This window comes from Natronorubrum bangense (genome assembly GCF_004799645.1).
GTDB classification, from domain to species: Archaea; Halobacteriota; Halobacteria; order Halobacteriales; family Natrialbaceae; genus Natronorubrum; species Natronorubrum bangense.
Window position 1 is genome coordinate 642,845 of the sequence record NZ_CP031306.1, and the last position, 12,519, is coordinate 655,363.

Genomic DNA, 12,519 nt, shown 5'->3' on the forward strand with positions numbered 1-12,519 from the left:
CTATGTCGAGCGGCACCATCGATATCGACGAGTTCGAGAACGCCGACGACGATGAATTCGAGGAACGAAACGACACCGAGCGGATCGTGCTGTTCCTTGACGAGAACGACGACCGGGCGTGGAAGGCGGCGACAATTGCTGACCAACTCGAACTGGATACGGACGCCGTTAGTGCGATCCTCTCGCGACTGAAGGAACGAGGTCTTGTGCGGCACAAGCGCCCGTACTGGGCGATCACAGACAACGAGGACCGGCTTCGAGCCGCCTACCGGCTTCACCAGCACCACCAGACTGCAGACGAGCAGTACGGCGAGGAGCATCTCGAGGAGTTGAAAACTGACGAGATGGAGGAAGTGCAGTGACCGCGTTCGATGAACTGGAACGCGGCGACATTATCTGGGGGACCGATCCGCTCTCGGACAAAGGTCGTCCAATGCTTGTTCTGGGAACACCTTGATTTCCGAACCACGGCGTACAGCTGATCACCGTCCTGATCTCCACGAAGACCTACCACGAGGAGTCACTCATGCTCCGCGACGACGACTACGAAGGCGAGCCACTCGGGGACCGAAGTCACGTCCTTCCGTGGTCGCTCGCGACCCTCAACAGTGCGGCAGAGGTGGAGTTCCATATGACCGCTCTCGTTGACGAACGGACCGAGGACGTGGCCACACAGTTAATCAGCTACATTTCTGCTTGAGCGAACCGTGCTGTCGTCAACGGCGACACCGGGAAGTAGGAGTGATATCGGAGCAGGTAACACGTATACGTGGTGGCAGAACAAGCGAGTCTCCCACCCGATCTGTGACAACTTCCAGACGCGGCCGGATCCGGACGAGCGTGACCACCATGCTTGCGACGGGTGTGGATTGGTCGTCGACACGATTGCGGCGTCGCCGGCGTTTCGCGCCGGCTTTCAGCGTGACCTTCGGTCCCGCCTGGCTCACGTGGTTTCGCGCTGAACTATTATATCTGGGAAAGTAAGTAGTAATATGACAACCAATACAGCGACGAAGCGGTTGCCGCCATTGGTAGCAGGGGTATTAATGAGTATTTCACTCGCACTCGGAATTACTGCCTCCAATTATCTTGGTACGGGCACTGTTGGAGCTGTTGTTGGAACTCTTGTTTTCATGTTAGTTTTAGCTCTCGCTTATGAATTTATGTTCGATTAATAGACATTTTCTCTGTTATACACACAGTCGATACCGAACGATATGTACTTCACCTGTACTTGTCGCGAGTTTCACAGAGAGACCTGAACAAAGGAACCGTGCTACTGTCTACTTCGATATGAGTTTCTGTGCCCCACAAGTGGGTGAGGGGCAGTCGGAGTTGTTCATCGCCTCTCGAGAACACCATGACTTTCAGAGAAGTTTACCAGACAGTATTCGACGAAGACGTCCAGCCCGACTCAAGTGCCAGTTCGTGTCCGAAGTGTAACGGACGGGTTACTACCAACGTAGTCGAAACCATGTGCGAAGACTGTGGACACCTCCTAGAAGCACAACACAACCAGATGCAGAGACGAGTTAGTTACGCGTAGACAACATGCTATCATCTAAAATCACACAAGTATTGAAGCAAGATCTTTACCGAAGGGATAACAAGAATTTGGACAATGCCAGGATGTGATGGCTGTGGCTCTCATGTCACTGAGAGCTACTACCGGGTTTTCGCTGTTGATGGAAATCTCCCAGCGTGTATCCATTGTTCCACCAACCGTGACGCTCGAGAAGCAGGATTCCGCGACCAGTAGCTTCTAAGCAACTCCTAGTAGCTCTTCTCTATCGAACTGGAACCTGCATCGAGACGCAAGATAACACGATCCACTATCCAATCAATGATTGATCGATATTCTGATTTTGAGGAACTTCGTCCGACCGGCGAAGCGTCGGATGTTCCAGATGAGACACTCAGAGAGTGTAACGACAGTGAGCCTGATCGACAGCGCGTTGCGACGGCGACGACTGGATATCCAGACACTCCAGCGGAAACGGATACCGAGTGTCGGTCCTGTGGCGCACCGATCCCAGCTGACCAGACGAGATGCCTGTTCTGTCTCACTAACCATCTCGAGAACTCTTCTTCTGAAATAGACGCATCAGCACCAGAGTGGACGCTCCTCGGCGTCGTCCACATGCTGGTCGAGTCGTCGACGTTCTACGGCGCCGTCGCGAAAGGCGGGGCCGCTGCGACGCTCCTTGCCTCGAGTGTGACGGGATCAACCGTCGACGACTGCATGATCATCTATGATCTCGAGGACGGGCCCGTAGCCCAATTGACTAACCAGTGGCCTGTGCTTCCTGCTGCAGTACAGATCAAATCTGCTGACGGTGAGCAACTTCTCGCGGCCGCCCGTGATCGAACAAGATGGAGTGACCAACCCCACCCAGCCGCGGATAGTGACCACGAACCTACAACATATCTCTACGACGAAGGTGGGACTGGTATTCGCGACGAGCAGCGACTCACGACGCTGCTCGACAACGCCGGTGATGATGCGTGGTTAGTCCCTGCAATTGCCCTCCAGCAGGCACCTCAAGAGCGTGAAACTGAGAATCAGGACAGTGGCATTCCGACCAAAGAACGCCTCGAGTGTCACCAGTGCGGACGCACAACCGATCATCGATTCAGCGATCATGAATCGGTTCCCGACGAAACCTGGACCGGCCACGCAATCTGGGAGTGCCAGGTCTGCGGGACGCCGCGCTACGGGCCGAACCCAGAATGAATTGCCACGCACCATGTCTTAACCAACAAACGACGATGGTGCAGCGTGGATGTTGGTTAATCGAAGCAGTAGTCCATGCGATCGTGTTCTGTTTGTCTGCGCTGCGATCGGCTGAGTCGCAATCAATGGATCCACGCAACACACCAGATATAGACTGTATCATGCACTCACCCAACTCAACAATCTCGAGGGTGATCAGCTAACTGACGCAGACAGAAACGATCGAGACAGCAACGGCGCTCTTGGAAGAAGTGAGTCTTCTCACTCGACCAGAGCGTCGTGAACCTACTGATACCCACATCAACTCTAACCGAGCGTGCCACAGAATCGATTACAGGGCCATTGGACTCCGTAGTGAACGGTAAGTACAGGTGAAGGACTTACCATTGGAGTATCCAGAATAGAGTAATGAGACACCACCACTCGTGTTCATTCAACAACAATAAGTGACTTTGTTCTATATCCCAGAACGTGCGTCGTATCTATCTAGCCGTAACTGGAGCAAGCTTCCTGTGGGCCATAGCGGTGGTATTACTCATATTTGGCCGGTATACTCCCTTCCCAATGTTTGACTTTGTACGTTCAACTGTCTTCCTCGGTGCCATTATCTGGACTGTTCTGGGGATAGGAATGCTCATACGAAATGGGTATCAGCGACTCTCAGACTGACAAGTACGCACGTCTACTTACCGGCTGATTCAATCAAAAAGAGTTGAAGCAAATCACTTGCAGGGCTTTCTATAACGTGCTCCCTAACCAGCAACTCCACTCGAGCTGGAGATATGAGTTCCGAAGGCGTTCACGTTGATTCGATGCTACCGCCGAGTCAGACGGTCTGCGACCACTGTCAATGTTACTACCGGTCCAGATCGCTCTACCACTCGAGAAATGCGCGCTCCAACAGTGATTTTGTGCGCCGGTGATGGGTGCCGGCGCACTGAGCAGAAACAGACGAACACTGACCAAGGTGTCGGCGAACTAAGGTGAGGAAATGCATATGATCATCTACGCACTGGTAGAGGCATCGACAGCAGAAGAGGTACTGTCAACCGGGAAGACAGTGTTCGACCGACTGGTTGGCGCGGAGCCGGATTCTTGTGCAGTGTTCGACTACTACGTCACCTTCGACGACGAGGACACGACAGTGGCTGGAAAAGCACGGTGGGGTGACCTGCCGACGGCTGCGCCCATCACATCAGAAGAAGGCGAGGACCTCCTCGAGCGGGCCTGGGAGACCACCAAGAAAGAGTTCCAGCGCAATCTGGATCGGGTGAAGCAAGCACTCGAGGAGCACAGCGACGACGAAATCATGCGCGATGCGGGCCTTGCCCGTCACGCCTTCAAGCGGGTCGGTGCCTCCCAAGGCCCGTCGATCTGCTTGTACGATCAACATGCAACTGGGATCCGTCATCGCGGACACCTCGATCGACTCCTCGAGCAAAAGGTTGAGAACAAGACGTGCTGGATCGTGCCGGCAGACGTCCATTTCTGAGTGACCATGCCACGAATCACTAATTGGACACGAGAGAGTCGAACACCCACGCTAGCATATCGAAACACAGAGACTGGAGCTCGAGCCGTTCTGCATCGTGCGCCGGATTCCTACGCGTACAAGTGGCGAGCAGCGATCCTCGTCGACGGCTATCCCGTCTGGTCTCGAGGCTTCGAGACCAAAGAAGCGACCAGCGTTCGGGATGCACTTCGGGACCGACCAGCCCCCGAACTCTCGTGTCCAGAGTGTCCAAACGACGACGTCATCGTCAGCCAGAAATCTGCCGCTGGTGCGAAGGTTAAGCGATGGTTCGACTGTCCTGACTGTGGCTACGAAGCGCCCTCGCAGATCGTCTACGGCGCAGAACGCTAGCAGCAGGTGAGAACCATGAGTCATCTACAGAAGTGCAAGACAGACTACCTCGGGGCTCGACCTCGAGTGATGCGTGAAATACTATGGGTTCAAGACACGAGGCCCTCGCCTTGTTCAGCCTAGAGAAAACGGTATCTGACTGTGCGAAAGGTATAATTGTCTGAGCAGGGAATTTAGAAGTAGGAAGATGGCTCTGAAGGACATTCCCACTGTAGATGAACTGGCCGAAACAACTGGCCAGTCTAAGGAACAACTTCTGAAGGACCGCGAGGCAGCAGTGAAGATGTCGAGCGACTCCGAAGACGAGTAGCGGTAGATCGAATGAGCAACTGTGGTTCTAGAAATACGGTAGACCAGTTACTTGGTCATACAAAAGGGCCGGCAAACCCGGTTACTGATCGTGATTTAGCGCGAGCGCGGTCATCAGCCTATATTGTTCACGGAAACTTTCACGAGCTGGCTCAAATGTGTGACAACATTTCAACCACGGGAACGATCGTCGTTGAGCAAGGAGTTGACGAAACAGATGTAGAGAATGAGGTCTACCGACGAGTACACAATTATGTTTCTTCGTTGTACTCCTATAACGAACAGATTCGATCGATCCTAAATAAACGCTTGAAGCAGCATATCAGGAAGGGGCGTTTCCTCCCAGCACGAGATGACAAGGCTGCACCAGAGTATGCTCGCCGGGGTACGTTTCTCTGGGGACTACGGAATGATTTCCAACATGGCGACTACTGGTGCCTCAAGGTCAAATCTGAGGGGACACAAGATGGAAGTGATTACTATCAATTGTCCTTCCAGAAACAAGACTTTGAAGCAACGCCAAAAGGCGATCTCGATAGCGCTGGCGACTACTTAGCGCATGCTCCGGATGGGGATCAACGATATCCACTTCCGTACATCGGTAGCTTTCATCGGAACTTATTCAGCGAATTCGAGAATGCGTTCGAAGAGTGGTGTAACAAAAACCGAGCCTGAGTTTGCAACTCGTTTTTCGTGCCTCGACAGGGGTAGAGGCACCATCCAATGAGTAACACTCCAGAGCACTCCCACGACTCGAGCGATCTCTCACCAGCACAGCGCCTCGAGCCACCGAATCCGCGACTCGTCGACGCCAGTATCGAGACGATATACGATATGGATACGTTGCGGGCCTGCGTTGCCTACGAAAATCAGCACCAACAACGTGTCCCGATTCTTCGTCAACTCGAGGAGAGAGCTATTGAACTCCGCGCACAGGATGATGACTAATCTGGCACGTCCGCTGACAGATTGCAGGACTCCGAGAGGGATTCAACGGTCGTCATTGTACTCCGTCCCTGCACGGAAGCTTGTGAGGTCGTCAATACGGTCTTCGAGTGCTTCGATTTCCTGTTGCAGTTCCTCGGCTTCTGTTTCCTCACTGGTAGCAAGTCGATCCTTCAAGCCCTGGAGGCGTGACTCTTTGACGTCGTCGTCGACATCTGCCTTGCGAACGTATTCGCTCTCATAGATTTCGTAGACATCGGACTCGGTGAGCGTCGTCACCTCGAGTGCTTCGTCGACCTTCTGGCGATCAACACTCATGACGCGCTCGCGGTCGATCCCTTCTGCCTCGAGCAGGGAGATGACTTCTTCGTCGTCTTTGAGCGAGCGGTTGCGACGATTCGTGCGCTGGACCGAACCGTACTGACCGGCAACAGGACGGTCGTGATGAAGCCGGGAGAGAAGCACATCGGCGACTTCCTGGCGAAAGTCGTTGGCGTCACGCTGGACATCTGACAGCAGCGTATAGAGATTTACGAGGGTGGCTGTCTCCAAGTCGGGTAGGTCGGTTACGTTGTGGCGCTCGAGTGCATCGATCAGCAGCAGGCCATCCGAGTAGACATCGAGTCCCTCTGGTTCGGTGCGGTCGTCGTCATCAGGTTCGTGTGCCGTGTCGGCCAGTTGGGTCGTCGTCGGCCCGTCTGTCTCGGCAATCACACCCGCGTCTTCGTCAATCTCGAACCGAGGATGGACACTCAACACCGCTGGATACGGGTCGGCATCTGGCGGGAGCCGGTCGAGATTGAACCCATCGTGGGCGGTCTGTATCTGATGGTAGAGTGTCTCGAACTGCTCACGTTGGAGCGGACGCTTCTCGGTGGACTCGTCAAACTGGACGATAACGCGGTGTTCCTGGACATCTGTGATGTGGATGCGAGAGTGCGACAACGGTGTGATCAGTGTCGCGTCCGCCGGCAACTCATCAAGATGCTCGAGAAGCGTGTGCCAACTGACGCTGAATGGCATACACGGAAGTTACGCGTCATCCCGACTAAACCTTGTTCTCGACGGACAGCAGAGAATACCTCTATCGGTTTAATCCACTAACTTCGACGGTGAATGGGTCGGTAAATAGATCTGCGAACTGGACAATAGTTTTATGTCAAATCATCATAAATGAATAGCTATGAACCGACTTCAGGCGATATCCGATAAACTCTCTAATGAGGTCTGGAGATATGCAATTATCGTCGGCCTCGCCTCAACTCCGTTCACAATTATTCTCTATTGGCAATCGTACCCCGACTTCTCCCACCCGATCTCTCCCGTATTTTTCGCGGGTGTACTCGTTGGGTACATTTCCAACAAACAAGACATGGATACTCGTCAAATTGGGAAACGAACTGGACTTGTCGCTGCAGTTCCGGTATTATGGCCGTTCTTTGACCTACTCGTGTTCATCTCTGGATTCAGCCAGCCGACATGGTTTAGTGGTTTTCAGGTTATGGCAATTATTCTCATGTCAATCGTCATTACTGTGGTTTCTGTTCTAATAGGAATGATTGGTGCGATACTCGGTGACTGGCTCGCTGGTAAAATGGGAAATTATAGTCTGATGAAAGGACAATTCGCTACGTAGCACACTATGTCCTTCGCCTGTACTGAACGCTCATTACGCATTCAGATAGGCGTGTTACCACTTCTTTGGTACACTCATATCACACCACGATTCGGGTTGCTCACAGCCAGTAGTCGTTTGCTGCCAGGGCTCCGCCAATTGTATTTCCGGTCAGGAAAGTCTATGTTCAATATAATTAACCCCACTACTGTCATAGGCCAGAGTATGTACGACTTGACTGGCTTTCAACGCGACTTGCTCTATGCAATCGCCGGCCACGACGAGCCACACGGACTCGCGATCAAAGACGAACTCGAGAACTACTACGAGAAAGATATTCACGCTGGACGACTGTATCCAAACCTCGACACACTTGTCGATAAAGGACTCGTCGACAAAGGGACGGTCGATCGGCGAACAAACTACTACACACTAACACGTCGGGGTCGACGCGAGACCGAAGCGCGCCACGAGTGGGAACAACAGTATGTTGGTGAGTTGCTCGTAGACTCGTAGCCCAAATACCGTCAAGCAGATTTTCTAAGCGGTCACTCAAACTCGAGAGTCATCCCTGTGCTGTCTTACCCGACATTTGGCTCTGGTGAATCACTAGACGGCGGCGACTTACCATGAAGAATCACGTCGCTCGAGGCGTCACGCTGGAACGATCGTGACTGCACCCTCGAGAAATCCGGTGGTAACGAACCAAGCGACCGATCTCAGGAAGGCAGTGAGACATTACATCCCGACGCTGTATAGCGATTCACCAAAGCCCGACATTTTCACAGCCAGTAAGTCAGCACCAGTTGCCATGCTCGCTCTGAGTTTCGACATCCGCTGACTAACGAGCTTACAACTGCTCGAGTCTGGCGTGTTTTTTCCGACCCCCGAGGGGTGGAGGTCTTCTCGAGTTCAGTTCGATTCGATTCGACTCGAGAAGCAGTGATCAAACATGGCTACGAGCAGCAGCACCCGGGAGACGTTCGACAATTCGGACACCCGGCACGACGAGATGCACAGTACGATCGAAACATGGATTCAAGACCTCGTCAATGAGGTCGATACCGCCGTCTCGAGCGAGCAATTCAAACAATGGTTAGATGTCCAGGGTCGCTTCCACGACTACTCGCACCGAAACACGCTGTTGATCAAACTCCAGTGTCCCCACGCAACGCGCGTTGCTGGCTACCGAACGTGGCAGAACGAGTTCGATCGACACGTGAGTGAGGGTGAAAAAGCAATCTGGATCTGGGCACCGATCATCGCGAAACAGTGTCCTGAATGCGGGAACTCGCCATCGTACCACGAACGCAGCGACTGTGAGTACAACGACACTGAGCCTGGCGAATGGAACAAGGGACTCGTTGGCTTTCGACCAGCACCAGTCTTCGATATCTCGCAGACAAAAGGCGAACCACTTCCAGAACTCGAGACCGAAGCGAACGGCAACGCCGGCGAATTGGTCCCGATACTCCTCGAGGCGGCGTCCGCACTCGAGGTGGCTGTCGAGGTCGTGTCTCCTCGGAAATGGTCTCACGGCAGCGCCAAGGGCGTCTGTCAGTATCGCCTGGAGAAGCAGCCACTCGTGGAAGTTCGTGATCGAGAAAACGAGGCTGATCTCGCCGTCACACTCGTTCACGAGTACGCGCACGCATTGTTGCACGGTGGCATCGATACCGAAGACGAACGGTCGAAACGCGAACTCGAGGCCGAGGCCGTTGCCTACATTGTCGGTCGATATTTCGGGCTGGACACGAGTGGGTCGGCGTTTTACCTCGCTGCGTGGGAGGGGGACGAACCAGAGACGATTCTCGATCGACTCGAGCGCATTAGTTCGACCGCTCAGGAGATCATCGACGTTGTCGACGAGGTGATAGCCGATGAGTGACGAGTCGCTTCTGCTCGAGATCGTTCATGCGCTCGAAGAGCAGGGACTCGCTCGTGACGAATACCAACTGCAGCGAGTGATCGACGTCGAAGCCCTCGAGCAACTCGTTGACTCGACAAGCCCACACACTGAACTCGAGGTTTGGTTCTCGGTTGGTGAATTCCGTATGGTCGTGACACCATCCGATGTGGCCGCAGTCAAAACTTCATAGAAAAGCTAAAACAGCAAGTGCTAAGCCAGCGATAGCAGAACGGATTGCGTTGAGATGGAGTGCCAGCGCTCTGAAATTTCCGTCAGCCGTAATTCAACTATTAGTTAACATTTGATAAGTGTGCGGGAATCTGGTCATTCCTCAAGTGCCACTACGGAGTGTAACATCCAGAGCGTGAGTTCATCAGAAGTTCGCTCACAGACTTTTCGTGAGGCTGGACATTCAGCGTGGAGTTGGTAATCGAATCTCCATAGTGGTCCCCTTGTCGGATTCTAAGACATCGATTTTGCCGTCAGCAGTCGTCACAAGCCAGTAGCTCAACCACAGACCGAGTCCTTGCCCGTGGCCCAGCGGCGTCTCTTCGCCTGTCTCTAGGACGGCTCGCTCCGACTCGGGAAGCCCAGGCCCATCGTCGCTCACACGAACGACAACCCAAAGGTCGGTAACCTCTACTTTGATACCGATCGTTGCATGATCACCGCCGTGTTTTGCGGCGTTGTCGATGAGTTCGAATAGGGCCGTTTCGACACGGGGGAGCGTCTCTGCGACAGCCGTCTCAGGTGCATCGACGGTTATCGATTCGTCCGGATAGCGGTGTCTAAACTCTGAGGCAATCCGATCGACAAACGAAACGATGTCCAGCGACTCTAACTCGGCCGAAAGATTGCGGTTTTGTTCAATCTGTTGAGCCGATTCAGCCAGATTGAGTAATCGACCCGCAGCCCCGTAGATGAGGTCTGCTCGTTCAGCACTCTCTTCATCCAGTGCGTCAGAGAGCATCTCCGCGTATCCTTGGATAACGCTCATCTCGTTTCGAACGTTGTGCCGAAGGACACGGTTGATGACGCTGATTAGCCCTTCCCGCTGGCGACGGTGGCTCGCGTCGCGGACCATGAGTTGGACCTCGACAATATCTTCGGGCGTTCGCTCCGATTCGGGGACACTGCCATCGTAGATCGGAACGCCACGAATATCGGTATACACGATTTCCCCGGATTTCGTTTCTAACGGAAAATCACGAGCTTCGGCCGGTTCTCCGTTCAGTACCTGCGAGATCTTCTCCCATGCCCAGTCGGTCGTCTCTGCATCGGGATGTGTGATCGTGATTGATCGTTCCTCCAGTTTGGTAGGCGAATAGCCTAAGAGATCTCGGACGCTCTTTGAAGAATACGTAAATATCCCGTTCGTGTCTGTTCGGAACACCGAATCGAAACTCGACTCAACAACGGCATGATAGATTTCCTCCTGCTCGTTCAGTCGCTCTCCACGCTGTGCGAGTTGTCTTTCGTACGTTTGTCGTTCGAGCGCCTGCCCGGAGAGTCTGCCGATGAGTTCGACGAAAAACTGTTCGGCGTCAGTAAATGACTCGTTCCGTGGATTGTCATCGGCAAAGCAGGCGGTCCCGTAGGTTTCCCCATCAACGATGACCTTTGCCCCGATGTACGCGCCAAGGTCAAACGTCTGAATGGCCGCTTCGGAAATCGCGGACGAGATGTTGGCGTCTTGGATAGCGAGCGGACTTTCCAGTTCGATGGTTCGTCGACAATAGGCTTCATCAAGCGGACAGCTCTCCCCAGATTGGATTAATCGATGGTCCCCGACCGCCTGGAGAATCTCTTGCCTGTCGGCAGTAATATGTGTGAAAAATCCGATTGGGAGGTCAAGATACTCGGTCCCAAGTTCGAGTGCGCGCTCGATTTGTGTCTCCGTGTCTTCGATAGGAGGTGTAAAGATATCGTAGATCTGAGCCCGATATGTCGCGGCGTCCATAGGTTCTCATTAATCCAACACAGAATTAAGAGTTTTGTGAGGTGTCACTCGGAACAACAGTTTCAGTAAACTCAGCCGCGGTCATCTGTTCTAGATACGATTCACTCGCATACCAGTACTCAATCTGGTCTGGGAAGCCATATTCAGGAAGTAAGGTTTCTGCGGCTCGTCCAGCAGGCTTGTCGGTTGTCAATAATACAACCTTCTCAGCTTTACCGCTATCGAGAAGTTGAGCTGCAAGACCAACAAGTGCTGTATCCGTTTTTTCAATACCGTCTTCGGGCCGATTTGTATCATTCGCGATAAACCGTCTAGAAGCATCCATAATTCCAGAAACGAGTGAGTTAGCGTACTCGAGTTCTTCAGCTACGAGAATCCATCCTTCCTCGATACCTTCTTGCCATGGAATCTGGCTTGAGGAATAAGACATGTCGTTCGGCTTACCACCTAATTCGAGATGCACTCGTCGAGGAATGAGCAGTTCGACATCTGCCTGTCGGACTGCACGGCGCAATCGCTGATATTTGTCAGCGCCTGGGCCACCACACCGGACAAAAACACCAGTGTCTGCGATATATTCAATTTTCATTCGTCACGATATTCAAGAACAACCGATTCGAGTGCCTGGAGAATGATTTCAGCTTCCAGCGGAGAGATGTCAACTTCACGGGCCATAATTCGATGGTTGACCGTTCCGTCGACGTACTCATGAGCGTACTCAAGAGCCGTCGCAAGGCCATCGACTCCGTGACGATCAAGATAAACATCAATATCCTTGTCAGCCTCACGACGACCGACTGCGTCGACGAGTTCGGCTGTGATCGTTCGTTCTTCACCGTCTGTCGTGAGCGTGATTGAGAGTGGTTCCGCTGCAAATTCGTACGGCCGCTCTTTACGTGCTTTTGTTATCAAACCCGCATCCTCGAGTCGACCGACATAATCATAGGCAGTCCCCTGTGGGATATCAAGTTCAGAGATGAGATCCTCGACAGTCGCACCCTCAGTTCGCAACACATATGTGTAAATTCGAGCGAGCGTTGGATTCTCTAAAAGGTCAACGAGCGTCCGAAGTTGCTGAATTGGTGGCGTCTCACCCGGTGTCGTAGATTGAGACATCGTATTATGAGTTATGCATAGTTCGTAATAACACTTCCGCAGGTCGCTTTGCGTTTGAGAGTATTCG

The 12,519-nt window shown here is 53.1% G+C and carries 16 protein-coding genes and 2 pseudogenes; 14 read left to right on the plus strand and 4 right to left on the minus strand.

The window, feature by feature from the left end:
* The first annotated feature begins 2 nt into the window (after positions 1-2).
* From DV706_RS18440 to DV706_RS18485, 10 genes and pseudogenes are all read left to right on the plus strand, one after another.
* Complete coding sequence (locus DV706_RS18440; protein ID WP_006066879.1) at positions 3-362, plus strand: MarR family transcriptional regulator; 360 nt, start codon at positions 3-5, stop codon at positions 360-362.
* Positions 359-700 (plus strand): annotated as a pseudogene (locus DV706_RS18445) (PemK-like protein). Before DV706_RS18440 ends, DV706_RS18445 begins: the two are co-directional and overlap by 4 nt.
* A gap of 7 nt (positions 701-707) precedes the next feature.
* A pseudogene (locus DV706_RS22155) lies at positions 708-908 on the plus strand (DUF7558 family protein); the annotation flags it as partial.
* 713 nt (positions 909-1,621) lie between these two features.
* Positions 1,622-1,759, plus strand: coding sequence for a DUF7563 family protein (locus DV706_RS22585; RefSeq protein WP_449406817.1), 138 nt, complete (start codon positions 1,622-1,624; stop codon positions 1,757-1,759).
* Between the two features lie 84 nt (positions 1,760-1,843).
* The gene (locus DV706_RS18460) at positions 1,844-2,734 is read left to right on the plus strand and encodes a biosurfactant protein 1 (RefSeq protein ID WP_006066877.1); all 891 of its coding nucleotides are present in this window, start codon (positions 1,844-1,846) and stop codon (positions 2,732-2,734) included.
* A 991-nt stretch (positions 2,735-3,725) separates the two neighbouring features.
* Positions 3,726-4,226: a hypothetical protein gene (locus DV706_RS18470; protein WP_006066876.1), complete on the plus strand. Its 501-nt coding sequence runs from the start codon at positions 3,726-3,728 to the stop codon at positions 4,224-4,226.
* Positions 4,227-4,232: 6 nt separating this feature from the next.
* The gene (locus DV706_RS18475; protein WP_006066875.1) at positions 4,233-4,598 is read left to right on the plus strand and encodes a DUF7568 family protein; all 366 of its coding nucleotides are present in this window, start codon (positions 4,233-4,235) and stop codon (positions 4,596-4,598) included.
* 187 nt (positions 4,599-4,785) lie between these two features.
* The gene (locus DV706_RS22365; protein ID WP_006066874.1) at positions 4,786-4,908 is read left to right on the plus strand and encodes a hypothetical protein; all 123 of its coding nucleotides are present in this window, start codon (positions 4,786-4,788) and stop codon (positions 4,906-4,908) included.
* Between the two features lie 11 nt (positions 4,909-4,919).
* Complete coding sequence (locus tag DV706_RS18480; protein WP_049889862.1) at positions 4,920-5,582, plus strand: hypothetical protein; 663 nt, start codon at positions 4,920-4,922, stop codon at positions 5,580-5,582.
* A 48-nt stretch (positions 5,583-5,630) separates the two neighbouring features.
* Positions 5,631-5,855, plus strand: a complete 225-nt coding sequence (locus tag DV706_RS18485) for a hypothetical protein (protein ID WP_006066872.1) — start codon at positions 5,631-5,633, stop codon at positions 5,853-5,855.
* Between the two features lie 42 nt (positions 5,856-5,897).
* Here the strand turns inward: DV706_RS18485 and DV706_RS18490 are convergent, their stop codons facing one another.
* Positions 5,898-6,875 (minus strand): hypothetical protein, encoded by a 978-nt coding sequence (locus tag DV706_RS18490; protein WP_006066871.1) that lies wholly within the window; start codon positions 6,873-6,875, stop codon positions 5,898-5,900.
* Between the two features lie 160 nt (positions 6,876-7,035).
* On the opposite strand from DV706_RS18490, the gene DV706_RS18495 reads away from it, so the two are divergent.
* The 4 genes from DV706_RS18495 to DV706_RS18510 all read left to right on the plus strand — a co-directional run bounded on the left by DV706_RS18495 (position 7,036) and on the right by DV706_RS18510 (position 9,566).
* Positions 7,036-7,488 carry a DUF5518 domain-containing protein gene (locus tag DV706_RS18495; RefSeq protein WP_006066870.1) on the plus strand — a complete coding sequence of 151 codons (453 nt, stop codon included), beginning with the start codon at positions 7,036-7,038 and terminating at the stop codon, positions 7,486-7,488.
* Positions 7,489-7,692: 204 nt separating this feature from the next.
* Positions 7,693-7,983 (plus strand): PadR family transcriptional regulator, encoded by a 291-nt coding sequence (locus DV706_RS18500; protein ID WP_006066869.1) that lies wholly within the window; start codon positions 7,693-7,695, stop codon positions 7,981-7,983.
* 436 nt (positions 7,984-8,419) lie between these two features.
* Positions 8,420-9,355 (plus strand): ImmA/IrrE family metallo-endopeptidase, encoded by a 936-nt coding sequence (locus DV706_RS18505; protein ID WP_006066868.1) that lies wholly within the window; start codon positions 8,420-8,422, stop codon positions 9,353-9,355.
* The gene (locus tag DV706_RS18510) at positions 9,348-9,566 is read left to right on the plus strand and encodes a HalOD1 output domain-containing protein (RefSeq protein ID WP_006066867.1); all 219 of its coding nucleotides are present in this window, start codon (positions 9,348-9,350) and stop codon (positions 9,564-9,566) included. Before DV706_RS18505 ends, DV706_RS18510 begins: the two co-directional genes overlap by 8 nt.
* A 222-nt stretch (positions 9,567-9,788) precedes the next feature.
* On the opposite strand, the gene DV706_RS18515 is transcribed toward DV706_RS18510, so the two are convergent.
* Genes DV706_RS18515 through DV706_RS18525 form a run of 3 tightly spaced genes read right to left on the minus strand, consistent with a single transcriptional unit; the run spans position 9,789 to position 12,452 of the window.
* Positions 9,789-11,336, minus strand: coding sequence for a sensor histidine kinase (locus DV706_RS18515; RefSeq protein ID WP_006066866.1), 1,548 nt, complete (start codon positions 11,334-11,336; stop codon positions 9,789-9,791).
* A gap of 25 nt (positions 11,337-11,361) precedes the next feature.
* On the minus strand, positions 11,362-11,925 hold the full coding sequence (locus DV706_RS18520) for a hypothetical protein (protein WP_006066865.1): 564 nt from the start codon (positions 11,923-11,925) through the stop codon (positions 11,362-11,364).
* Positions 11,922-12,452, minus strand: a complete 531-nt coding sequence (locus tag DV706_RS18525) for a DUF7437 domain-containing protein (RefSeq protein WP_049889861.1) — start codon at positions 12,450-12,452, stop codon at positions 11,922-11,924. Before DV706_RS18525 ends, DV706_RS18520 begins: the two co-directional genes overlap by 4 nt.
* Positions 12,453-12,519: the final 67 nt, after the last annotated feature.